Genomic DNA, 24,133 nt, shown 5'->3' with positions numbered 1-24,133 from the left:
ACAACGGACATGCAGGAGAATGTCAAAGTGATGATAGATAAGGTTGCAGTACTTAGAAAAGTAGTAGGAAAGTATATGATGCGTAACTTTAAGGATATGCCTTTAACAGGCGATCAATCACGCTTGTTATTTGTGATTAAAGAACATGGTCATTCTCAAAAAGAAGTGGCACAATATCTTCATATCTCTGATGCAACACTTTCAGTAAGAATCAAGCGTCTAGAAGAAGCAGGCTATATTATTCGTGAACAGAATCCTCAAGATAAACGTCATTCTACAGTGCGTTTAAGTAAAAAAGGTGAAGAGTATTTAGAAACCTGTAAGGATAAGATGAGGCATATGGAAGAAGTATGCAGCAGAGGACTTACAAAAGAAGATCATGATGCCGTATTACATATGATTGATATGATTATTAAGAATATGGAAGATGAATTAAAGGAGGAAGACGATGCTTAAGCTAAAGAAATATTTTAAGAAATATTGGTTATTATTTGTATTAGCCATCGTTTGTATATTTGGACAGGCCTATACTGAATTAACACTTCCTGATTATATGTCTGATATCGTATCTAGCGGTATTCAGGCAGGAGGGTTTGATTCAGCTGTGTCTCCTGTATTAAGTGAAGAAACTTATAATCATTTATTATTATTTGTCTCTTCAAAAGATCAAAAAGTATTAGAAAATGCGTATAAGAAGACTCCTGCAAAGGATGTAGACAAGTCTTATTATAAAACATTCAAAAAAGCAAAGAATCAGACTTTATACATCTTAAAGAAAGATGTAGATGAAGAAAAACTCAATAAAGTACTCACTAAACCAATGTTGATTGTTTATTCTATGAATAAAATGAAACCTGGTACAAAGCAGTATAAGTCATTTGAGACAAAGATTGATTCAGCTATTAATTCTGCTAAGGAAGGGTATCAAAAAGGCTTAGATGGCTATAATAAAGGTTTAGAACAGTATACTGCTGGCATGGCTAAATACAATCAGGGTGTGAAGCAGTATGAACAGATGCAGACTGCTATTAAGCAGTATGATAGTGCATTAAACGCACTCAACACTCAGTTTGGTTCATATGATAAAGCCAAAGAAATGCAGAACACTTTAACTGCACAATATAATGCATTACCTGAGGGTGAGGCAAAAACTAAGCTTCAGGCTCAATTAGCCGGTATTTCTCAGGCAGTCGCTGGTTATGAAAAACTCAATGCCTCAGAAGCTCAGATGGCGCAAATGAAGAGCCAGTCTTCAACAATCAAGAAACAGCTTGATCAGGCTAAAGAAAAAGTCGCTTCTGCAAAACCTCAATTAGATGAATCTAAGAAGAAACTAGATGATGCAAAAGCACAGATTGATGACATGGAAACACATTTAAACAATGGAGATATTTATTATTTCATTGGTTCAATGGGTGAAGATGAACGTAATAAGATGTTTGAAAGCGTCGATAAGCAGATGAAGACTATGGGTGAATCTACAATGAAGATTGCAGCTGGTGAAGGTGTCAAAGCAGAATATAAGAAACTTGGTGCTGATATCAATAAAGTACAGAACCAGTATATTGCCCATAAAGGTATTCAGATGTTAGCTATTGCCTTACTTGGTGCTGTGGCTTCTATCTGTGTTGCATTCTTAGCATCTAGACTTGGTGCAGCAGTTGCAAGAGATTTACGTTTAGCTGTATTTAAGAAGGTTGAAAGCTTCTCTAATACTGAATTCAATAAGTTCTCTACAGCCTCTTTAATTACTCGTAGTACAAACGATATCGTTCAGATCCAGATGGTTCTTGTGATAATCGTAAGAATGTGTATGCTTGCGCCAATTAATGGTATTGGTGGTATTATGAAAGCTGTCAAGAACTCACCATCCATGACATGGATGATCTTCCTAGTTGTCATTATTATATTTGGAGTACTTGGTGTGACTTTCTTTATCGCAATGCCTAAATTCAAGATTATCCAACAATTAATTGATAAATTAAACTTAGCAATGAGAGAAAACTTATCAGGTATTCTTGTCATTCGTGCATTTGGAAATGAAGAAGAATCTGAAAAACGTTTTGATCAGGCAAACAAGGATTTAACACATACAAACTTATTTGTTAATAGGGTGATGGTCTCATTAATGCCTATCATGATGTTTATCATGCAGGGTATGACTTTACTTATTATCTACTTTGGCGCAAAGCAGGTTGATTTAGGTAATATTGCGATTGGTGAAATGATGGCCTTCTTACAGTATGCCATGATTATCGTTATGAGTTTCTTAATGGTCGCAATGATTGCAGTTATGTTACCTCGTGCAAGTGTAGCCGCAAACCGTGTAGCTGAAGTATTAAATACTGAACCTACAATTGAAAACCCAGAACAGATCACTTCTTTTGAAGAAGACAAGAAAGGTCTTGTGGAATTCAAACATGTATCATTTAAGTATCCTGGTGCTGATGAACCAGTCTTAACTGATATTGACTTTAAAGCCCGTCCTGGTGAAACAACAGCCTTTATTGGTTCAACAGGTTCAGGTAAATCAACGCTTATTAACCTTATTCCTCGTTTTTACGATGTCACTGAAGGTGAAGTGATGGTAGATGGTGTGGATGTAAGACATGTTTCTATGCATGATTTAAGAGACCGTATTGGTGTAGTACCTCAGAAGGGATTATTATTCTCAGGTACAATTGAATCAAATATTAAATATGGTGCCCCTGATTTATCTGATGAAGAATTGGCTGAAGTGATTGATGTTGCGCAGGCAAAAGAATTCATTGAAACAAAACCATTAGGTGTTAAAGAGCCTATTTCTCAGGGTGGTACAAACGTATCAGGTGGACAGAAACAGCGTCTTGCAATTGCAAGAGCACTTGCGAAAAATCCTGAAATTCTTATCTTTGATGACAGCTTCTCAGCACTTGACTTCAAGACTGATGCAACACTTAGAAAACGTCTAGGAGAAATGACTGCCAAGACTCATAACACTGTCTTAATCGTTGGACAGCGTATTGCATCTATCATGCATGCTGATCAGATCATCGTACTTGATGAAGGTAAGATTGTAGGAAAAGGCACACATGAACAATTAATGAAAACATGTTCTGTTTATCAGGAAATCGCCTTATCTCAGTTATCAAAGGAGGAATTGGACAATGAATAAAAATCGTCGCGCTCCAATGGGTATGGGCAGAGGCCGTGGTAATAATGAAAAAGCTAAGGATTTAGGTGGTACATTAAAGAAGTTACTCGCATACTTAAAACCATATCATTTAAAGATTTGTTTTGTTATGGTATTTGCAGTATGTTCTACTATCTTTAATATTATAGGTCCTAAGGTTCTTGCAAAAGCAACAGATAAATTATCAGAAGGTATCATGGCTAAAGTAGCCAATACCGGTGGTATTGATTTTAATTATATCGTCAAGATTTTATTGATTCTTGTTGTATTATATGCTGCTAGTTCTCTATTTAGTTATATTATGAGTTGGATTATCTCTGGTGTGTCACAGGATGCAGCCTTCTCACTTAGAAAAGATATTTCTGAAAAGATGAACCGTTTACCACTTTCTTATTTTGATAAGCATACAAGTGGTGATATTCTTTCTCGTGTGACTAATGATATTGATACAATCGCTCAGTCACTTAACCAGTCTTTATCCACACTTATTTCTAATGTAGTTACTCTTGTAGGTATCTTTATTATGATGCTTACAATCAGCTGGCAGATGACTTTAATTGCAGTTATTGTATTACCTGTATCAATGACCTTAATGCGTTTAGTCATGAAACATTCACAGAAATACTTCACTCAGCAGCAGAACTCACTTGGTGATGTCAATGGTCATATTGAAGAAATGTATGGTGGACATCAGGTAGTCAAAGCGTTTAATGGTGAAGAAAAATCTGTAGAACAGTTTGAACAATACAATGAATCACTTTATACATCTGCATGGAAATCACAATTCTTTGGATCACTCATGATGCCTATTAGTAACTTTATCGGTAATATCGGTTATGTAGGTGTTTGTATTATCGGTGGTATTCTAGCAGGTTCCAAAACAATCACTATTGGTGATATCCAGGCATTTATCCAGTATGTTAGACAGTTCAACCAGCCAATCTCACAGATTGCTCAGGCGGCTAACTTATTACAAAGTACTGGTGCAGCTGCAGAACGTGTCTTTGAATTCTTAGAGGAAGAAGAACTTACAGAAGACTCAGCCACTCTTACAACTGAAGAAGTACAGAATATGAAGGGTGCTGTCACTTTTGCGGATGTTCACTTTGGTTATAATCCAGATAAGATCATCATCAATGACTTCTCACTCCATGTTCATGCAGGTCAGAAGGTAGCCATTGTTGGTCCGACTGGTGCAGGTAAAACAACTATTATTAAATTGTTGATGCGTTTCTATGAACTCAATGGTGGTTCTATCATGATTGATGGTGAAGATATCACGCAAATGAAACGTAGTGATCTTCGTTCATTATTTGGCATGGTATTACAGGATACATGGTTATTTAATGGTACTATCATGGATAACTTGAAATATGGTCGATTAGATGCCACTGATGAAGAAGTAAAAAAAGCATGTGTGAATGCGCATGTAGATCACTTTATTCATACATTATCTGATGGCTATAACACTATGATCAATGAAGAATCTTCTAATATCAGTGCAGGTCAGAAGCAGTTATTGACTATTGCCCGTGCTTTCTTGAAGGATCCTAAGATTTTGATTCTTGATGAAGCTACATCTTCAGTTGATACAAGAACAGAAGTATTAATTCAGCAGGGAATGGATGAGTTAATGAAGAATAGAACATCATTTGTTATTGCGCATCGTCTTTCTACTATTAGAGATGCTGATACAATCATCGTTATGCGTGATGGTGATATTGTAGAAATCGGTAATCATGAAGGATTACTTAAAGAAAATGGTTTCTATGCAACACTTTATCGTTCACAATTTGAAAATGGACAGTAAAAAGCTTGATAGTCTCTTGACTATCAAGTCTTTTTTGTATAAGATACAAAAAATATTTTGAAAGGAGGACATGTCATGATATTAAGACAAGCAGTTATAGGTGATATAGAAGCTATCTCTCATATAGAGTCTCTATGTTTTCCTAAAGCTGAAGCAGCGACTTATGAGCAGTTTAAAGAACGCTTTAATGCCTTTTCAGAAAACTTTCTTGTATTAGAAGATAAAGATGTTATTGGCTTTATTAATGGGAATACATCGAATATTAAAGGCTTACCAGATGCATTTTATGAAGATGCTTCATTACATGATCCGAGTGGTGATTATATGACAGTCTTTGGTTTAGATGTACATCCTGATTATCAGCATCAAGGCTTAGCGCATACGCTTATGAATGGTTATATCACTCTTGCGAAGGAAAGAGGAAAAAAAGGAATATTTCTTACATGCAAGGATCACTTGATTGGCTTTTATGAAAGTTTTGGCTATAAGCATCTTGGTGTCTCTTCTTCTACTCATGGAGAAGCAAAATGGAATGATATGTATTTGGAGATATGAATGTAGAAGTGATTAATGTAGGGACTGAACTTCTTCTTGGTGAAATCATCAACACAGAAGCTCCGGTACTCTTTAAGATGTGTAAGGAATTAGGATTTGATATTTATCATCAGACGACTGTAGGTGATAATCCACAACGTTTATTAGAATGTCTCGATATTGCGTTTAAAAGAGGGGCTGATTGTGTCATCACTACTGCAGGACTTGGTCCAACGCAGGATGATTTAACGAAGGAACTCTCAGCAGAATATCTAGGACTAGAACTTGTCTATAACGAAGAAGAAGCTCGTAAGGTGGATGAAAAATGTCGCTTTGTGACAGGACTCGATGTTGTTTCTGACAACAACTTCAAACAGGCTTATTTCCCGGAAAATGCTTATATATTAGAGAATGATGTAGGAACAGCCAATGGCTGTGTAATGAGCAAAGACGAAAAAATGATCATCAACCTTCCTGGTCCACCTAAGGAATTCAATTATGTCGTAGAACATTCTTTAAAACCCTATCTAGAACACTATCGCCAGGAACAAATCTATACGGAAGACTTTCTAGTGATGGGTATTGGGGAAAGTATGATTGATGAAAAACTGACAGAAACCCAATATAAACAGACAGATGTCACTCTTGCAATGTATGCAGGAGAAGGCTTTGTGAGAGTACGCATAGCGACTAAAGCCAAAACAAAAGAAGAAGCTTATCAACATATGACCCCAATGAGGAATGAGATAGAAACACTATTAAAAGGTTATCTGATTCCAGGAGGTTCTATAGAAAAAGCCCTCAAAGACATCATGGTCCCTATTCAATTCATAGGGGATATAGATGTCCCCACATGGTTTAAGCCTTATGTAAAAGAGGATGCTGACTTAGTTATTTATTCTAAGGTGGAGCATGTCTCTTTAGGTGATCAGGTCACTATCCATGTGAATAACGATAAAGGATTTACAGATGGGATGTTGAAGGATTATCATCTTTCAATGAATCGTTTAACAAGCAAACTACAGCTTTATCTTTATCGTTATTTAAAAAACAGTTTACCCCTATAGTGGATAAACTGTTTGAATCGCTTCTATGACATGAAGAAAGATGTCATGAAGATTAGAAATATCCACAAGCACATCTCCGCATTCTAATGAGTGATTTGCATCACGATAGAGAATAAGTGGAATATGTGCTTCATCACATGCACATTGAATGAGATTCGTTTTGGCCCATGGATCATTTGTACCATGGAAGGCAATGCCATTTAAGCTATACTTGAAAGTTGCAGAAAGTGGTGTGAAATAAATAGAATACGCATTCACATGATGTTCTTCATTGAAACGTGCACTAATGGCAGTACCAATACTTTTTGATACAAATAGGATTTCATCATAAGTAGAAAATGGAATATCTTTAAGAATTTCTTCAGCTTGCTTATAACCAATATCTTCTGCCTGCTTAATTAATTCATCTTTATCTTTCATATGAGGAAAGTGTTTATAATTCACTTCAATGATCTCATAGCCATAGGCTGATAAACATTTTTTAGAGTAGTAGAGGAGTGGTTTATCACAATGATAACCAATTCCAGGAAATAGAACTGCTAGTTTTTTCATCAAATCACCTCGTGTGATTTGATTATAGCACTTATTCATATAATTTCATTGATTTAACGAGAGTTTTATGTTTTACATAATGTTCTTTATCCTCTATAATATAGTTGTATTTTAATGAAAGAAAGGATGAACATAAATGGCAGGAGTCGTTGTTGTTGGAAGCCAGTGGGGCGACGAAGGAAAAGGAAAGGTTACAGATTATCTTGCACAGCAGGCAGATCTAGTAGTGAGATATTCTGGAGGTAATAATGCAGGTCATACTATTAAATTTAATGGCCAGAAATTTGCCTTAAGACTTATTCCTAGCGGAATCTTTACAACTGGTGAAGTTGTATTAGGTAACGGAATGGTTATCAATCCTAAAGCTTTACTTGAAGAAATGAAGTATTTAAATGATGCAGGTATCAAGACTGATAAGATGCACATCTCAGATCGTGCACATGTCACTTTACCTTATCATATTGAAATTGACGAATTAGAAGAAGAAATGCGTGGTGCTGCAAGTATCGGTACAACTAAGAAAGGTATTGGACCTACTTATGTAGATAAATATGACCGTATCGGTATTCGTATTGGTGAATTTATTAATGAACCATTATTTAAGAAGAGACTTGAAGAAACATTAGCATTCAAGAAGAAACAGTATCCTGGATTACAGTGTACTGCAGAAGAAATCTTTGAAGAATATAAGGAATATGCTAAAGTAATCAAACCTATGGTTTGTGATACTGGTATCTTATTAGATGAAGCATTCCAGGCAAAGAAGAAGATTTTATTTGAAGGTGCCCAGGGTACTATGCTCGATATTGATTATGGTACTTATCCATATGTAACAAGTTCTCACCCAGGTGCTAATGGTGTATCATCTGGTGCAAGCATTGGTCCTCTTTATTTAACTGATGTAGTAGGTGTTATTAAGTCTTATACTACTCGTGTTGGTTCTGGTGCTTTCCCTACTGAAATTGAAGGTGAATTAGGTGATTATATCAGAAATGCAGGTCATGAATTTGGTACAGTAACTAAGAGACCAAGAAGAATTGGATGGTTCGATGCAGTTGTCGTTAACCAGTCAAGAAGAATGGCTTCATTAACTGGATGTTCATTAATGTTGTTAGATGTATTAAGTGGTTTAGATACTATTAAGATTTGTACTGCTTACAAGTTAGATGGTAAAGAAATTCATGGTTTACCTTCTACAATTGAAGAATTAGCAAGAGTAGAACCAGTTTATGTAGAATTACCAGGCTGGAAGGAAGATATCACAAATGTCACTTCATTTGAAGAACTTCCTGTTAATGCTCAGAACTATATCAAGAAGATTGAAGAACTTATTCACTGCCCAGTGATTATGTTCTCAGTTGGACCTGATCGTACTCAGACAATTGTGCTTAAGGAAGTATTTTAATAAATAGTAAAGGAGAACTTATGAAGAGAGAATTAGTACTGGTTATTGATTTTGGTGGCCAATACAATCAGCTCGTAGCGCGTAGAGTTCGTGAAAGCAACGTATATTGTGAAATCTATTCATATAAGGTTGCTATGCAGAAAATCAAAGAACTCAACCCTAAGGGAATCATCTTAACTGGTGGACCTAATAGCTGCTATGAAGAAGGAGCTGCAACATGTGAAAAAGAACTTTTCGAATGTGGTGTTCCTGTACTTGGCTTATGTTATGGTGCTCAGCTAATGCAGTATGTATTAGGTGGTAATGTAGAAGCTGCACCTACTAGAGAATATGGAAAGACTGAAATCGTTGTTGATACAACTTCACCATTATTCTCAGATGTATCTGAAAAGACAGTATGCTGGATGAGTCATAATGACTATATTTCAGCTTTAGCTCCTGGTTTCAAATCTGTAGCACATTCTGATGAATGTCCAGTTGCAGCATGTGAAAACAGAGAAAAGAACCTTTATGGTATTCAGTTCCATCCAGAAGTATTACATACAGCAGAAGGTAAGAAGATGTTAAGAAACTTCGTAATCGATGTATGTGGATGTTCTGGTGACTGGAAGATGGATTCTTTCGTAGAAGAATCTATTAAAGCAATCAGAGAAAAAGTTGGCGATGGTAAAGTATTATGTGCTTTATCTGGAGGTGTTGACTCTTCTGTTGCAGCAGTCTTATTATCTAAGGCTATCGGAAATCAGTTAACTTGTGTATTTGTAGATCATGGTTTACTTCGTAAAAACGAAGGTGATGAAGTTGAAGCTGTATTTGGTAAAGATGGCAGCTATGACTTAAACTTCATTAGAGTGAATGCACAGGCAAGATATTATTCTAAGCTTAAGGGTGTGACTGAACCTGAAAGCAAGAGAAAAATCATCGGTGAAGAATTCATCAGAGTCTTTGAAGAAGAAGCAAAGAAGATTGGTGCCGTTGATTTCTTAGTACAGGGTACTATTTATCCAGACGTTGTAGAAAGCGGTCTTGGAGGAGAATCTGCAGTGATCAAATCTCACCATAATGTTGGTGGATTACCTGATTGTGTAGATTTCAAAGAAATCATTGAACCATTAAGAGACTTATTCAAGGATGAAGTAAGAAAAGTTGGTCTTGAACTTGGTATTCCAGAATATTTAGTATTCAGACAGCCATTCCCAGGACCAGGTCTTGGTATTAGAATCATTGGTGAAGTCACTGCAGAAAAGGTACGTATGGTACAGGATGCAGATGCGATTTATAGAGAAGAAATTGCAAAGGCTGGATTAGATCGTTCTATCGGTCAGTATTTTGCAGCATTAACTAATATGCAGTCAGTAGGTGTTATGGGTGATGAAAGAACTTATGACTATGCTGTTGCATTAAGAGCTGTTAATACTGTTGATTTCATGACTGCAGAAGCAGCTGAAATCCCTTATGAAGTATTAAATAAGACGATGAATAGAATCATCAATGAAGTACGTGGTGTGAATAGAGTAATGTATGATATTACATCTAAGCCACCTGGAACTATTGAATTCGAATAAACCATTGGAAGAAGCGAGAATATCGCTTCTTTTTTTATCGCTCTTTTTAAGTGAATTGTTGCTTTAAGTTATCTTATTCAGCAAAAATTCCATAACGATATGTCATGTGATATTTATCTGAGTTTAAGTAAAGATATTTGTTAGGTTTAACACAACCTATGTGCTTCAGATACAAAACATATTAAATATCATGAAAAGTTTGTTCATTAAATATGTGGCTTATGCCACACATTATAAAAGTATCAACTTTTTTACAGGTTGATACCTTTAGTAGTATGTAGAAAATATTTGTTTATAACTGTAAACGTTTCATTGATATTAAGTCCTAAAGACATATGTTATCATGTAGTCATGAGAATAAAATAACAAGGAAGGATGCAAATTTTATGAAATATTCAAAATTATTTAGTCCAATAAAAATTGGAAGTATAACTATTAAAAATCGATTTGCGATGGCTCCAATGGGACCTTTAGGTCTTGCAGATGCCAATGGTGGCTGGAACCAGCGTGGCATTGATTATTATGTAGAAAGAGCAAAGGGTGGAACTGGACTTATTATTACAGGTGTCACATTTTTTGATCAGGTTGTGGAAAAACAGGACCCTACAACTGTTCCTAATCCACTTTACAAGCCTGTTAACTTTGTGAAAACAAGTAGAGAAATGACAGAGCGAATTCATGCATATGGAAGTAAAATCTTTTTACAGTTATCAGGAGGATTTGGTCGTGTGACTATTCCTACAAATGTAGGTGATATTCCACCTATTGCACCATCTGCAATCCCACATCGCTGGTTAGATAAGACTTGTCGTGCCATTACTATAGATGAAATTCATGCTATTGTAAAACAGTTTGGTGAAGCTGCTTTCCATGCAAAAAGAGCAGGTTTTGATGGTGTGCAGATTCATGCTGTACATGAAGGTTATTTAATTGACCAATTTGCAATTTCAATGTTTAACCAAAGAACTGATGAATATGGAGGTTCTCTTGAAAACAGACTTCGTTTTGCAAAGGAAATAGTAGAAGAAATTAAAAAAACATGTGGTGATGATTTCCCTGTTACACTTCGTTTTAGTTTAAAAAGTATGATAAAAGATTGGCGTGTTGGGGCATTACCAGGAGAAGATTTTGAAGAAAAGGGCAGAGACACAGAAGAAGGCTTAAAAGCTGCTAAATTACTTGAAAGCTATGGCTATGATGCGTTGGATACTGATGTTGGAACATATGATGCCTGGTGGTGGAATCATCCTCCTATGTATCAAAAGAAAGGACTTTACAGAGAATACTGCAAAATGGTAAAAGAAGTAGTAGATATCCCAGTATTCTGTGCAGGCCGTATGGATAATCCAGACATGGCATTAGAAGCTATTGAAAATGGTGAATGTGATGTTATTGATCTAGGTAGACCACTACTAGCAGATCCAGATTATTGTAATAAATTAAGATGTGGTAAAATCACACAGATACGTCCATGTATTTCTTGCCATGAAGGATGTATGGGAAGAGTTGCTTCATATTCTCTTCTTAATTGTGCTGTAAATCCACAGGCAGCTAGAGAGCGTGTTAATGCATATGAGCCTATTTTAAAGAAAAAGAAAGTGTTGATTGTAGGTGGTGGTGTTGCAGGCTGTGAAGCTGCACGTGTATTAGCTATCAGAGGACATCAACCAGTAGTTTATGAAAAAGGAAGCAGACTTGGCGGTAATTTAATTCCAGGTGGAGCTCCTGATTTTAAAGAAGATGATATTGCATTAGCAGATTGGTATACAAATGAATTGAATCGTTTAGGTGTACATGTTCATTTGAATACGGAACTTAATGAAGAAGAAATTAAAGCTATGGATTATGATACTGTGATTCTTGCGACAGGATCTAAACCAAAAGTATTCTCTTTGGGTGATGATTCACATACTTATACAGCAGAACAAGTTTTATTGAAACAGAAGGATGCTGGAAAGAAAACTGTCGTTGTAGGTGGTGGACTTGTAGGCTGTGAAACTGCTTTGTGGTTGGCGCAGAATGGAATTCATGTTACAATTGTTGAAGCATTAGATAAGGTAATGGCTGTAAATGGTCCACTTTGTGCTGCAAATAAAGAAATGTTGGAAGCATTGCTACCATTTAATGGAGTAGAAATTATCACAGGTGCAAAGGTTACAGAATTTGCGAATGGAGAAGTGAAAGTAGATACTAAAGAAGGTAGTAAGACTATTATGAGTGATAGTGTTATCCTTTCAGTTGGATATAAAGAAGAGAATACACTTTATAATAATCTTCAGTTTGATATTCCTGATCTTTATTTGCTTGGAGATGCAAAAAAAGTATCCAACATCATGTATGCAATCTGGGATGCATTCGAAGTAGCTAACCATATTTAATAGTGATATAAAGGTGACTGGTGATTTAAATTGGGTGATATAAAGAATTTTATATATTTTCAGAAAGTATATGAAATGCATAGTATGCATAGAGCAGCTGAACATTTATTTATTTCTGCACAAGGTCTTGGTAAAATCATCAAGAATCTTGAACACGAGTATAACACAACTTTTTTCGTTCGCTCTCAAAATGGTGTCATTCCTACAGATAGTGCAAAATTATTTTATGACTGGAGCAAAGAATTAGTTTTGCAGGATGCTCATATTAAAACTGAAATAAATAATCTTAATAACGGAATAAATCGCTTACGAATTGGTTGTGCAAGTGGTATCTTAAAGGCTATTCAACTTAAGACAATATTAGATTTTGCAAACTCAAATAAAACTCTTCATGTAGAATGGAGTGAGTACAGTAATGAAGAAGTCATAAATAAGCTTCTTAATTATGATATTGAGTATGGTATTGTTGTTGGACTACATGATTATCCTAATTTAGAACAAGTAAAATTATGTCAATGTAATCTTGTTTTATATGTATATGAAGGACATCCTTATTATGAGAAGGAAAAAATCCCTCTAGACATGCTGAGGGATGAAAATATTATAATAATGAATGAGAGTTTTCATATATATAATGATTTCATTAAAGCCTGTAAAATAAAGGGGTTTACTCCAAACATAAAAGCAAAAACCATGGATGGCGGAACCTTGATGCATTTATGTAGACAAAAAATAGGAATTGCGATTTCACCAAAATTTGAAGATGAAGCACCAGCAGGATTAAAGGCAATTGCATTTGAAGAGCCCTATCATTGGGATATTTATGGTACTTTTAGAAAAAATTCTAAAGATGATTCAATAAAAAAGCTTCAAGCTGCATTATTGCCACAAATCTAATTAAAGGTTTGTTTGAAACTATATAAAAAATCGTGTGAACAAAATTGATTTACACGGTTTTTTTATTGCGACGAATGCTGTATTAATGGGGATATGACTCTATTCTTGGAATAATTTCTTAATATGGGAAATACATTGGAAGAATGAGTAGAATATGCAATAATAACTATCAGGAAAGTAAAATTATGAGTACAATAATATTGATTATATACAGAAAAATGATCCAGCCACAAAAGAAGATATAGAATTTGTAGAAAAACATATTAATGAAACAATTTCTAAAGTGTATAAGGAATTTCTAAGATGTGTGAATGGGATAGTTATGAATTTATGTGTACTTTATGATACTTCTACTATTATTGAAAATCAGGAATGTAATGAGTTTTCTATTAATATGGCTGGATTTTTCGTTTTTGCATAGAAATACTTGCAGGAAGTGGAATTAATGGATTATGCAGGAATTAATCAAATTCATAGTTTATGTAAAGACTGGATCAATGATCCAACGACTCAAACAAGAGATGTTTCTTATGCTTATGCATTAGCACCTCATGAAAATAATTATGATATTATTTCTGTGAATTTAGTTAAAAAATAATTGAAAGTATAGAATAGGGGGATTATTAAATGAAAGTAAAAGATTATTCTTATGAAACATTTCCTAGATATACGATGGAAATAGAAGGGGCTTTAGAACTTAAAGGTAATAAGGAAAATTTAAGATGTCGAATGTATGATATAGAATATCAACCAGGATGTATCATTCGTTTCTTATTTCCAAATACAATTTTAGATGAAGAAAGAAAATATCCTCTTGTTGTTCATGTACAAGGATCAGGATGGTATCATCAAGATATGAGTGATCATATTTTTGATTTTATGCCTATTGTTAAAGCTGGATTTGCATATGCCATTGTTCAATATCATGGTGCACCAGATAAAAAATATCCAACTCAAGTCAATGATGTATTAAAAGCAATAGAGTTTTTAAAAGAAAACTATCAAAACTATCCTATTGATTTTAAAAATGTCTTTTTAAGTGGAGATTCTTCAGGAGGACATATTGCTTTATTAGTAGCTTTACAAAATAATTATTCGTTTAAAGGCATTATTGATTTATATGGTATTACAAATTTTATGACATTTAATGATTGGTATTCTAAATATGATTGGTATGAAAAAGAAAATTTAAGTGACTTTTTAGGCTCTTTAGATGAAGAACTTTTAATTGAAGTATCACCAATGACCTATTTAAAAGAAAATATGAAATTACCACCATTTCTTATTTTACATGGGGATAAAGACCATGTTGTACCTATTACCCAAAGTATAGAACTCTATGAAAAATTAAAAGAATATCATTACGAGGTAACCTTTGGTAGAGTTCATGATGCAGATCATGGAAGAAGTATTTTTTATAATGAAGATGTTTATCATACAATTATTACTTTTTTAAAAAAACATAAACAGGATTAAGAATTTAGTTCTTTCTTGATAATGGATAAAGAGCTATATTAGGCAGCACAAGTAATTGTGCTGTTTTTTTATTATTTCTGAAACCTTAAATTCTTTATATTCCGTTTAATTTGAAAGTATATCTTACTCAACAATTGAATATAAATATTGTCAAACAGTCTATTAAATGGAAGAAGCGAGTGAAATGGCCTGCCGGCTTTTCGTGTGATTGTTGAAGCTGTCATAAGTATTACTTAGTTAAGCGTGTTGGGAAGACTAAGTCTAGGAAGTGCATCATTCATCCTATGTTTGTTTATGATAATGCTAAAAAAAGCATTTAAATTTACCACTGAATAATACTAGCATAAAAAGAGTAAAAGTAATTAAAGAGAAACACTAATAAAGATAATTGAGTATTAGTGAAATAAAATGACGAATATTGTTGATTTTAAATGAAATAGACAATCTTTTTTTTTATGAAAAAATATAAGTTGAATATTGATTTTATAATATTAACATATATAAACAAAATACTTATAAGTAATTATTTGTACAAATAGGTCATTTTGTATAATTTGTATTTTTTGCAAACGGTTTACATTCAAATAAATTAATGATAGGATTGCAGATAGAACGGAATGCAATACAATATATATTGAGGAGGGAAATTATGAATAAAAACCTATTTAAGAAATTTGGGGCAACTTTCGTAGCACTTACACTTGCATTTTCCAGTGCTTCTGCCGTAAGTGCAGCTGGAGATACTTCTGAATTTCAACCAAAGGTAACTTACAGCAATGGTAATTATACTTTTGCTAAGTTATCTCATCCAGACAAAGCAGTATCTACACCTGATGGTATTGTTGATTACCTAGGTGGTGGAAATGTTGGCATTACAGGTCAGGACCAGGGTGCAACAGGACAAGGAGATCAGGGACAGAGTTATGCTTGGTCTGCAGCATCTTATGGTGATTGGATGTATGTTGGTACTTGTTATGCAGCAATGGGTAATACATTAACATTAATGGATACTACTCTTGGTGATAAATTCGATAAGGATGTTATGACTGCTGCACTTAAAGCGATGTTCAATGGAACATTCTTCTATGGACATGAAAAAGAAGATGGTACTCCAGATGAAGATTCTGACGGTATTCTTTGTAAAGTAAACGTTAAGACTGGTGAAACTAAGTTATTAATGTCTAAGTCTTTAAATGGTAAAGGGCCACTTTTCAGAAACGCTATGCGTTATAAGGATAAACTTTATTTCTGTGGTTCTGTACGTAATAAAGGTGCTAAGGCAGGTTTACCTAGCATTTATTGCATCGATCCTAAGACAGATGATATCAAGTGTGTTTACACTGGTATTACTCCACAGGAACTAGGTGCTGCCTATAAAGAAGGTATCAGTACTGGTATCCGTGGTATGACAGAATTCAACGGTGAATTCATTGCGAGCTGTGTAGGTGTTGATGGACCTTATATCTTAAAGTCTAAAGACCCATCAGCAGGTCAGTCTTCATTCAAGAAGATTGCAACTAAGAAGGATTTATTTAATTATCCTGCATATCATTATACAGATAGTATCTATGGTGGTTCTATCTGGGAAATGGTGGAATTCAATAACAAGCTTTATGTTGCTTTATGTACTGGTACACCGGAAAACAAACCTGATGAACATACAATGCAGTCATTTGCGATTGTATGTGGTGAAGAAAAAGCAGATGGCTCTTGGACATGGAGACCGGTTGTAGGTGATAAAGCAGATGGAGCTAAATACACATTTGGTATCGATCCAGAACGTACACGTGCTGGTGCATGTAACATGTTAGTATACAATGATCATCTTTATATTGGTGAATATGAAGATATCGAAATCGCATTAGAAGATTTAGTATTTAAAAAGAATGTAGAATTCTTAGCTAAGAACTTAGAACAGTCTGTAAGTCTTTACCGTATGGATAAGGATGAAAACATGGAATTAGTTGTAGGTGATGCAACTAAGATGTTCCCTAAAGGTGGCATTTCTGGACTTGGTTCTGGATTTGGACGTCATGAAAACCAGTATATCTGGCAGTCTACTGTATTTGATGGAAAGATGTACTTTGGTACATTTGACAGCAGCAGCTTATTACAGCCTATCGGACAGTTCACAAATGGTGATTTATTAAAAATGTCTAAAGAAGAATGGAAATCACAGATGAATTATCTTAAGGTTTTCATTGAATTAGTATTAAGCAAGAACGCTAAATATCCAACTCAGCCAATTGCTGAAACAGATTCTGATGAAGCAGATGTTGATGAGGATACTGAAGAAGATTTATCTGCATCTGAAAAGGTACAGAAGGCTATTAAATCTGCAACTGAAAGATATAGCACATCAACATATTCTTTAAATAGTGATAATGCTGAAGCTGTTACACTTTCTGATGATCAGGTAAAGGCTTTAGTGAATGGTCTTGAAGATGGCTCTATTAAAGCAAATAGCTTAAGTGATGAAGCATCAAATGATGCTATTACTATGGTTTCAGGATTAGATCCATTATCATCTTCTTTAGATGAAAAAGGTTCTCAGGAATTCGCAGATGAATATGCTGAAGTATATGAACACTACACACAGATTTCTTCTCAGCTTCCTGAAAAGTTAAAGAAATTATTTGAAGATTTCATGACAATCACAAAGAAAGATAATTTAATTGCATTTGGTAAGGTATTAAATTATTTATCTAAAGCTAAGCGTGGTTTTGATATGTATACATCAGCTGATGGTGAATCATTTACAACTATTACTACAAATGGTTTTGGTGATCCATATAACCATGGTTTACGTGCTTTCGCAACAGGTGATGATTGGATGGCTATTGGTACAGCTAACCCATTCTATGGAACTCAGTTATGGAAGATGACTTCTCCAGTTAAGAAAGTTGAACCAACAACACCAACTGAACCAGAAAAGCCAAACCCATCTGAACCAGAAAAACCAAATCCATCTGATTCAGAAAAACCAAATATTACAGTTACCCCATCTAATTCAGATAAAAAAGATACTACAACAGTAACAACTAAAACTGATGATAAGAAGGGTACAGCTAAGACTGGTGATTCAACTGATGTAACTACATCATTGGTTGCTGCAATTGGTTCACTTGCATTATTAGTTGGCTGTGCATATGTGCTACGTAAGAAGAAGGTAAGAGCTTAATCTCTCATCTCAAACTATAAAAATCTTAGATCATAAAAATATGATTTAGGAATATTATGTAACATTTATCTAAAAACAAGACAATATTCAAAAAAGTGAACTATGGATATATTTGCATTTATATTCCGTTTATTTTGAAAATATATCTCATTCAACAATTGAATATGAATACTATAGGACAGCCTATTAAATGGAGAAATCTCCGTTAAATAGGCTGTTTTTTTTGATTCTATATGTAACTGTTTTGTATAAAATATAGGCCTTTTAGAGTTTATAAAAAATGTTGAATTTATCATAGAAATTTAGTAATATTACACAAATTTTAGTATATTTGTTGCATGTCACAAAATACATATTATGTCACTCGACTGAAAGCGCTTTACTAATTGGGGCTTAGGTGATAAAATTTGAGCATGCGGAGTGGAAAAAATAAAAAGGGAGGGCTTAACATGAATAATAGCCTATTTAAAAAAGTCGGGGCTTCTTTTGTTGCATTGACACTTGCATTTTCTTGTACTTCTGCAGTAAGTGCAACAGGGAATAATTCCGAATTCACACCATCTGTTAACTATAGTAAGGGGGATTATACTTTTGGAAAAATCTCACACCCAGATAAAGCGCAAGCTACAACTGATGGTCTTGTTGATTATCTAGGTGATGGAAAAGTCGCTGTAACTGGTCAGGACCCAGCTGCAACAGGTCAGGGAGATCAGGGACAGAGCTATTCTTGGGCTGCTGTTGGTTATGGAGATTGGATGTATGTTGGTACTTGCTATGCAGCATCAGGCAGTACGATTCAATTAATGGGTAGTGCACTAGGATCAAAACTTGATAAGGAAGTTATGAGTGCAGCGTTAAAAACATTATATAATGGTACTTTTTTCTATGGACATGAAAAAGAAGATGGTACACCAGATGAAGATTCCAAAGGTATTCTTGTAAAGATTAATGTTAAGACAGGTGAATTAAAGTTATTGATGTCTAATTCAACAACTGGACAGTCACCAACTTTTAGAAATGCAATTGAATATAAAGATAAACTTTATTTCTGTGGAGCTGTAGCTGAAAAAGGATCACGAGCATCATTACCTAGCATTTATTGTATCGATCCTAAGACAGATGATATTAAACGTGTTTATACAGGTATGACTCTTCAAGAATATGGTCAAGCATATAAAGAAGGTTACAATACAGGTATTCGTGGAATGACTGTATTCGATGGAAAATTCATTGCAAGCTGTGTTGGATTAAATGGGCCTTATATTTTAGAGTCTACTGATCCATCAGCTGGACAGTCTTCATTCAAGAAGATTGCGACTAAAGAAGATTTATTTAATTATCCTGCATATCATTTCACTGATAGTATCTATGGTGGGTCTATTTGGGAAATGGTTGAATTTAATAACAGTTTATATGTTGCGTTATGTACTGGTACTTTAGAAAATAAGCCAGATGAAAAGTCAATGCAGTCATTTGCGATTGTACGTGGTGATAGAAAATCTGACGGTACTTGGAAATGGACACCAGTTGTAGGTGATAAAGCAGATGGTGCTAAGTATACATTTGGTATCGATCCAGAACGTACACGTGCCGGTGCTTGTAACTTAGTTGTTTACAAGGATCACTTATATATTGGTGAATATGAAGATATCGAAATCGCATTAAATGATCTTCTATTCAAAACAAATGTAGAATTCATGGCTAACAATATTGAACAGTCTGTCAGTCTTTACCGTATGGATAAGAATGAAAATATGGAATTGATTGTTGGTGATGCGACTAAGATGTTCCCTAAGGGTGGTATTTCTGGAATTAGTTCTGGATTTGGACGTCGTGAAAACCAGTATATTTGGCAGTCTCAAGTATACGACGGTAAGTTATACTTCGGTACATTTGATAGCAGTAGCTTATTACAGCCTATCGGACAGTTATCAAATGGTGATTTATTAAAGATGAGCAAAGAGGAATGGAAGTCACAGCTCAACTATCTTAAAGTATTTATTGAATTATTATTAAGTAAATATATCGAATATCCTACTCAGCCAATTACAGCAGCTGAAACTGATGCTGACGAAGCAAAGGTTGAAGAAGATACAGAAGAAGAAACTGATTTAACTGCATCTGAAAAGGTACAGAAAGCAATTGAATCAGCATCTAAGAGATATAGTGGTGCACAGGCCGCATCTGCTGCATCTAACAATAACGTAGAAACTATTAAACTTACAACTGAACAGATTAACACTCTTGTAAAAGGTCTTGAAGATGGTTCAATTAAGGCAAATAGCTTAAATAATGAACTTTCAGCTGAATTATTCACAATCATTTCTGGTATGGATCCAATGGCTGATTCATTAGATAAAAAAGGATCACAGGATTTCGTAGACCAGTATGCTGATGTATATGAATATTATAATGAATTCTCTTCAAGTCTTCCTGATGAATTAAAGGTATTATTTGATATTCTAATTACTGCAACTAAGAAAGATAACTTAATCGCATTTGGTAAACTATTAAAATATCTTTCTACAGCACAGCGTGGATTTGATATGTATGTAACAAGTGATGGTGAAACATTCTCAACTATTACTACAAATGGTTTCAATGATCCATATAACCATGGATGTCGTGTATTTGCAACAGGTGCTGACTGGATGGCAATTGGTACAGCTAACCCATTCAATGGTACACAGTTATGGAAGATGACTTCTCCAGTTAAGACAGTTGAACCAACAACACCAACTGAACCAGAAAAACCAAAGCCAACTGAACCAGAAAAACCAAACCCATCTGAACCAGAAAAACCTTCTGAAACAGATAAACCAAATATCACAGTTAAACCATCTGATACAGATAAAAAAGATACTACAACAGTAACAACTAAAACTGATGATAAGAAGGGTACAGCTAAGACTGGTGACTCAACTGATGTCACTACATCATTAGTTGCTACTATTGGTTCACTCGCATTACTAGTTGGTTGTGCATTTGTACTTCGTAAGAAGAAAGTCAGAGCATAGTAATTAGCTATAAAAAGATTAATCTAAATATAAAGAAACAGCTTGTTGGAATTCTCCCTGCAGGCTGTTTTTTTGGAAATTTAAAAGAACCTTTAATTTTTAAGGGGGGGGTCAATAGAAAACTCGCTTTAAATTATTGGGGGTTTCCACTTGTAAAGGGCAGTCATTTCTGACTGCCCTTTAGCGCGCTCATATTACTCCTATTTAAATGTTGTATTTATTCTTTTTCTTATAAGATCCTCTCTTTTGAGTATTAGAGAAGTGTTCCTGCCTCTTATCATGTTATGTATGACTTTACATTTTCTATAGTCCTTAATGTTCATTCTACTGCCGTATTCTGGACAGGAGATAATGGTTTTCTTAAGCGTGATACAATAAATCACTTCTTTTTCATTGATTTCAGTCATATGAGACTGTACAAAGGATTCATAATCCCCTAAAATAATTCTTAGATCATTATCCAATTTGTGATCTCCTTTCGCTTTGATTTTATATGAGCAAATTAATGATACAGCGAAAGGTTTTTAATTACACAAAAATACCTAAAAAAGTGGGAGCCACAGTGTGACCCCCACAGATTTAAAGGTGCTGTTTCCAAGACCCCCAAATATTTAGAGCTAAGGTCTGACCCCCACAAAAATTAAAGACCCATTTAAAATAACTAGGGGTTTCCTACGTTTTAGGGTTATTATGAATCACTGGGTGAAATTCACCCAGTGATTCTTTATAGTTTAGAAGTCTATTTCAGAAATATCTAAATCTAGCGATGAGTCTTCCTCATTATTTTTTATTAGGAAACACTGAATATCATCAATTCGGTGAGAAATAGACTCCAGACGAATAAGATATTTCTCTAAAACTTCATCTTCCTCAAGTATTACTGGTTCATTATTCTCATCAACAATAAGTTTAAATACCTTACTCATATCATTTACCATCCTTTCTGATACTTGTGTAATAGAAGGTTGTATCCTCATTCGATGTATAAAGGGTATGATTACGAAATCTCTCCCAGTTCAAATAGCTATTTGAGGCATGTTTGAGGAACTTGATGGACTTGTTTCTGTTTTCTACGATGGCAGTGTTCATCTTTCTATTTGATTTGTTATCCACAATTATGAAGCTATTTTGTATCTTTTTTTATATATAAGTAAAACTTTATTTCTTATGCTTGACATTCATTTTATCATTCATGTAATTACCGTAGATAATTACGAGTGGTAATTAAAAAAGGAGAAGTATATGAATAGTCAAAAAACAAAGGAAATGCTGGATAGCTTTTATATGGCAAAAAGAATACTAGACTTATTACCAGAACTTCCAGAAGGTGTTCTTCCTTCTTATATTCGTTATTTAGAAACGGTTCTTAATTTAAAAGAAACACATGAAAAGGTTAAAGTATCAGATTTAAGTACTGCACTCAATTTACCTAGACCAGGAGTCACACGTACTGTAAGTTCTATGGTAGAAAAAGGTTATTTAAATAAGATATCTTCTAAAGAAGATAGACGTGTCACTTATATTGAAATTAGTGATGAAGGCATGGCTTTATTCGAAAAGTTCAATAAGGATTATTTTGAAGACTTATCTCAAAGGTTAAGTGATATTTCTATAGAAGAGGCTGATTGTATGATTGAAACAATAGAAAAGTTCTATCAAGTGATGTGTGAAAGGAGAAAAGCATAAGTGAATTCAGATTTTACTCAGGGAAGTATTTTTAAGAAATTAGTCGCATTTATGATTCCTGTACTAGGTGCTTTAGTTTTGCAAGCAGCCTATGGTGCGGTTGACTTACTTGTAGTAGGACGTTTTGGAACAACAGCAGGCTTATCAGCTGTTTCTACAGGAAGTCAGGTATTAAACCTTGTGACATTTGTAATCACTCAGTTCGCAATGGGTATTACAGTACTCATTGCAAGATATATTGGTGAAAAGAAACAAGAAAACATTGGTGCTTTAATTGGTGGTGCTACAGTTTTATTTAGTATTGTTTCAGTTATTCTATTTATTATCATGGTTTTATTTGCAACACCTATCTCTATACTGATGCAGGCACCTTTAGAAGCACTTAATCTTACATCTATGTATGTAAGAATATGTGGTGCAGGTATTTTCTTTATTGTGGCTTATAATGTATTATCAGCTATTTTTAGAGGTTTAGGAGACAGTAAGTCTCCTTTACTCTTTGTGGCAGTAGCATGTTTAATTAATGTAGTAGGAGACTTAGTTTTAGTTGCTGGTTTCCATTTAGATGCCGCAGGTGCGGCAATGGCTACAGTACTTGCACAGGCATGTAGTGTATTATTCGCCTTTGGATTATTAAAGAAAAGAAAACTCCCATTTGAAATACATAAACATGATTTTAAAATCAACTCTCACTGCATTCGTGCAATGAAGATCGGTGTACCTCTCGCATTGCAGGAATGCTTGACTCAGATTTCCTTCCTTGCATTATGTGCCTTTATTAATCGTTTAGGATTAGAGGCATCATCAGGATATGGGGTAGCATGTAAAATTGTAAACTTTGCGATGCTTGTACCAAGTGCTTTAATGCAGTCTATGGCTTCATTTGTGGCTCAGAATGTAGGCGCAAATAATGAGAAAAGAGCTAAACAATCTATGTTTACAGGTATGGGTATAGGATTGTTTATTGGCGTTGTTGTATTTTGTCTAGTTATGTTTAAAGGAAATATGTTAACAGGAATCTTTATAACAGAACAAGGTGTTATTCATCAGGGCTATGCTTACTTAAAAGGCTTTGCATTGGAAACAATAGTCACTGCAGTACTTTTTAGTATGATTGGTTATTTTAATGGACATGACAAAACAGTATGGGTTATGGTACAAGGATTAGCACAGACACTTCTTGTACGTTTACCTCTTTCTTATTATATGTCTATTCAGCCAAATGCCAGCCTTACTCAAATTGGGCTTGCAGCACCAATTGCGACTATTGCTGGGATTATCCTCAATGTATGTTTCTATATTTATTTGAATAAGAAAATGAATTAGATAGCAGAAAATGCTGTCTTTTTTAGTATAATAGAACTATATATGGGAGGTGCTTATATGGAATGGG

Annotated in this window: 18 protein-coding genes; 15 read left to right on the top strand and 3 right to left on the bottom strand. The window is 34.5% G+C overall.

Annotated elements, in window-relative coordinates:
* The first annotated feature begins 9 nt into the window (after window positions 1–9).
* From QVO42_RS05265 to QVO42_RS05245, 5 genes are all read left to right on the top strand, one after another.
* On the top strand, window positions 10–456 hold the full coding sequence (locus QVO42_RS05265; RefSeq protein WP_022425108.1) for a MarR family winged helix-turn-helix transcriptional regulator: 447 nt from the start codon (window positions 10–12) through the stop codon (window positions 454–456).
* Entirely contained in the window at window positions 449–3,154 is a 2,706-nt protein-coding gene (locus QVO42_RS05260; protein ID WP_022425107.1) for an ATP-binding cassette domain-containing protein, read from the top strand. Before QVO42_RS05265 ends, QVO42_RS05260 begins: the two co-directional genes overlap by 8 nt.
* Window positions 3,147–4,982, top strand: coding sequence for an ABC transporter ATP-binding protein (locus QVO42_RS05255; RefSeq protein ID WP_022425106.1), 1,836 nt, complete (start codon window positions 3,147–3,149; stop codon window positions 4,980–4,982). Before QVO42_RS05260 ends, QVO42_RS05255 begins: the two co-directional genes overlap by 8 nt.
* Window positions 4,983–5,057: 75 nt before the next feature.
* Window positions 5,058–5,537, top strand: a complete 480-nt coding sequence (locus tag QVO42_RS05250; protein ID WP_022425105.1) for a GNAT family N-acetyltransferase — start codon at window positions 5,058–5,060, stop codon at window positions 5,535–5,537.
* A complete protein-coding gene (locus QVO42_RS05245) occupies window positions 5,534–6,583 on the top strand; it encodes a molybdopterin-binding protein (protein WP_022425104.1) in 1,050 nt (349 codons plus the stop codon). The genes QVO42_RS05250 and QVO42_RS05245 overlap by 4 nt, the downstream gene beginning before the upstream one ends.
* Here the strand turns inward: QVO42_RS05245 and QVO42_RS05240 are convergent.
* Window positions 6,578–7,135, bottom strand: a complete 558-nt coding sequence (locus QVO42_RS05240; protein ID WP_022425103.1) for a hypothetical protein — start codon at window positions 7,133–7,135, stop codon at window positions 6,578–6,580. The two genes, QVO42_RS05245 and QVO42_RS05240, sit on opposite strands and share 6 nt — an antisense overlap.
* 136 nt (window positions 7,136–7,271) lie before the next feature.
* Here QVO42_RS05240 and QVO42_RS05235 point away from each other — a divergent pair, with 136 nt between their 5' ends.
* The 8 genes from QVO42_RS05235 to QVO42_RS05200 all read left to right on the top strand — a co-directional run bounded on the left by QVO42_RS05235 (window position 7,272) and on the right by QVO42_RS05200 (window position 21,054).
* Window positions 7,272–8,540 carry an adenylosuccinate synthase gene (locus QVO42_RS05235; protein ID WP_022425102.1) on the top strand — a complete coding sequence of 423 codons (1,269 nt, stop codon included), beginning with the start codon at window positions 7,272–7,274 and terminating at the stop codon, window positions 8,538–8,540.
* A gap of 20 nt (window positions 8,541–8,560) precedes the next feature.
* On the top strand, window positions 8,561–10,105 hold the full coding sequence (gene guaA / locus QVO42_RS05230; protein WP_022425101.1) for a glutamine-hydrolyzing GMP synthase: 1,545 nt from the start codon (window positions 8,561–8,563) through the stop codon (window positions 10,103–10,105).
* A 386-nt stretch (window positions 10,106–10,491) separates the two neighbouring features.
* Entirely contained in the window at window positions 10,492–12,483 is a 1,992-nt protein-coding gene (locus tag QVO42_RS05225; protein ID WP_022425100.1) for an oxidoreductase, read from the top strand.
* 30 nt (window positions 12,484–12,513) lie between these two features.
* A complete protein-coding gene (locus QVO42_RS05220) occupies window positions 12,514–13,380 on the top strand; it encodes a LysR family transcriptional regulator (RefSeq protein WP_217747645.1) in 867 nt (288 codons plus the stop codon).
* Between the two features lie 445 nt (window positions 13,381–13,825).
* Complete coding sequence (locus QVO42_RS05215) at window positions 13,826–13,978, top strand: hypothetical protein (RefSeq protein WP_022425097.1); 153 nt, start codon at window positions 13,826–13,828, stop codon at window positions 13,976–13,978.
* 29 nt (window positions 13,979–14,007) lie between these two features.
* Window positions 14,008–14,856, top strand: coding sequence for an alpha/beta hydrolase (locus QVO42_RS05210; RefSeq protein ID WP_022425096.1), 849 nt, complete (start codon window positions 14,008–14,010; stop codon window positions 14,854–14,856).
* 649 nt (window positions 14,857–15,505) lie between these two features.
* Window positions 15,506–18,037, top strand: a complete 2,532-nt coding sequence (locus tag QVO42_RS05205) for a hypothetical protein (protein ID WP_022425095.1) — start codon at window positions 15,506–15,508, stop codon at window positions 18,035–18,037.
* A gap of 449 nt (window positions 18,038–18,486) precedes the next feature.
* A complete protein-coding gene (locus QVO42_RS05200; RefSeq protein ID WP_022425094.1) occupies window positions 18,487–21,054 on the top strand; it encodes a hypothetical protein in 2,568 nt (855 codons plus the stop codon).
* 200 nt (window positions 21,055–21,254) lie between these two features.
* Here the strand turns inward: QVO42_RS05200 and QVO42_RS05195 are convergent, their stop codons facing one another.
* Together QVO42_RS05195 and QVO42_RS05190 are read right to left on the bottom strand one after the other, a co-directional pair.
* Entirely contained in the window at window positions 21,255–21,518 is a 264-nt protein-coding gene (locus QVO42_RS05195) for a hypothetical protein (RefSeq protein ID WP_288163862.1), read from the bottom strand.
* Between the two features lie 267 nt (window positions 21,519–21,785).
* Complete coding sequence (locus QVO42_RS05190; protein ID WP_022425093.1) at window positions 21,786–21,980, bottom strand: hypothetical protein; 195 nt, start codon at window positions 21,978–21,980, stop codon at window positions 21,786–21,788.
* Between the two features lie 316 nt (window positions 21,981–22,296).
* On the opposite strand from QVO42_RS05190, the gene QVO42_RS05185 reads away from it, so the two are divergent.
* Together QVO42_RS05185 and QVO42_RS05180 are read left to right on the top strand one after the other, a co-directional pair.
* Window positions 22,297–22,740 carry a MarR family winged helix-turn-helix transcriptional regulator gene (locus QVO42_RS05185; RefSeq protein ID WP_022425092.1) on the top strand — a complete coding sequence of 148 codons (444 nt, stop codon included), beginning with the start codon at window positions 22,297–22,299 and terminating at the stop codon, window positions 22,738–22,740.
* Window positions 22,741–24,066: an MATE family efflux transporter gene (locus QVO42_RS05180; RefSeq protein WP_022425091.1), complete on the top strand. Its 1,326-nt coding sequence runs from the start codon at window positions 22,741–22,743 to the stop codon at window positions 24,064–24,066. It begins immediately after the preceding gene.
* Window positions 24,067–24,133 lie beyond the last annotated feature (67 nt).

It is taken from the genome of Catenibacterium sp. CAG:290, assembly GCF_000437715.1.
In the GTDB taxonomy this organism is placed as follows: Bacteria; Bacillota_I; Bacilli_A; order Erysipelotrichales; family Coprobacillaceae; genus Catenibacterium; species Catenibacterium mitsuoka_A.
This window is presented reverse-complemented; position numbering and strand designations above follow the sequence as displayed.

What these genes read in the sequence shown, in the direction of transcription:
- QVO42_RS05255 (WP_022425106.1), top strand. Translation starts at nt 3,147, where the DNA reads ATGAATAAAAATCGTCGCGCTCCAATGGGTATGGGCAGAGGCCGTGGT.
- QVO42_RS05185 (WP_022425092.1), top strand. Translation starts at nt 22,297, where the DNA reads ATGAATAGTCAAAAAACAAAGGAAATGCTGGATAGCTTTTATATGGCA.
- QVO42_RS05190 (WP_022425093.1), bottom strand. Translation starts at nt 21,980, where the DNA reads ATGAGTAAGGTATTTAAACTTATTGTTGATGAGAATAATGAACCAGTA.
- QVO42_RS05210 (WP_022425096.1), top strand. Translation starts at nt 14,008, where the DNA reads ATGAAAGTAAAAGATTATTCTTATGAAACATTTCCTAGATATACGATG.
- QVO42_RS05260 (WP_022425107.1), top strand. Translation starts at nt 449, where the DNA reads ATGCTTAAGCTAAAGAAATATTTTAAGAAATATTGGTTATTATTTGTA.
- QVO42_RS05250 (WP_022425105.1), top strand. Translation starts at nt 5,058, where the DNA reads ATGATATTAAGACAAGCAGTTATAGGTGATATAGAAGCTATCTCTCAT.
- QVO42_RS05235 (WP_022425102.1), top strand. Translation starts at nt 7,272, where the DNA reads ATGGCAGGAGTCGTTGTTGTTGGAAGCCAGTGGGGCGACGAAGGAAAA.
- QVO42_RS05245 (WP_022425104.1), top strand. Translation starts at nt 5,534, where the DNA reads ATGAATGTAGAAGTGATTAATGTAGGGACTGAACTTCTTCTTGGTGAA.
- QVO42_RS05225 (WP_022425100.1), top strand. Translation starts at nt 10,492, where the DNA reads ATGAAATATTCAAAATTATTTAGTCCAATAAAAATTGGAAGTATAACT.
- QVO42_RS05265 (WP_022425108.1), top strand. Translation starts at nt 10, where the DNA reads ATGCAGGAGAATGTCAAAGTGATGATAGATAAGGTTGCAGTACTTAGA.
- QVO42_RS05215 (WP_022425097.1), top strand. Translation starts at nt 13,826, where the DNA reads ATGGATTATGCAGGAATTAATCAAATTCATAGTTTATGTAAAGACTGG.
- guaA (WP_022425101.1), top strand. Translation starts at nt 8,561, where the DNA reads ATGAAGAGAGAATTAGTACTGGTTATTGATTTTGGTGGCCAATACAAT.
- QVO42_RS05240 (WP_022425103.1), bottom strand. Translation starts at nt 7,135, where the DNA reads ATGAAAAAACTAGCAGTTCTATTTCCTGGAATTGGTTATCATTGTGAT.
- QVO42_RS05200 (WP_022425094.1), top strand. Translation starts at nt 18,487, where the DNA reads ATGAATAATAGCCTATTTAAAAAAGTCGGGGCTTCTTTTGTTGCATTG.
- QVO42_RS05205 (WP_022425095.1), top strand. Translation starts at nt 15,506, where the DNA reads ATGAATAAAAACCTATTTAAGAAATTTGGGGCAACTTTCGTAGCACTT.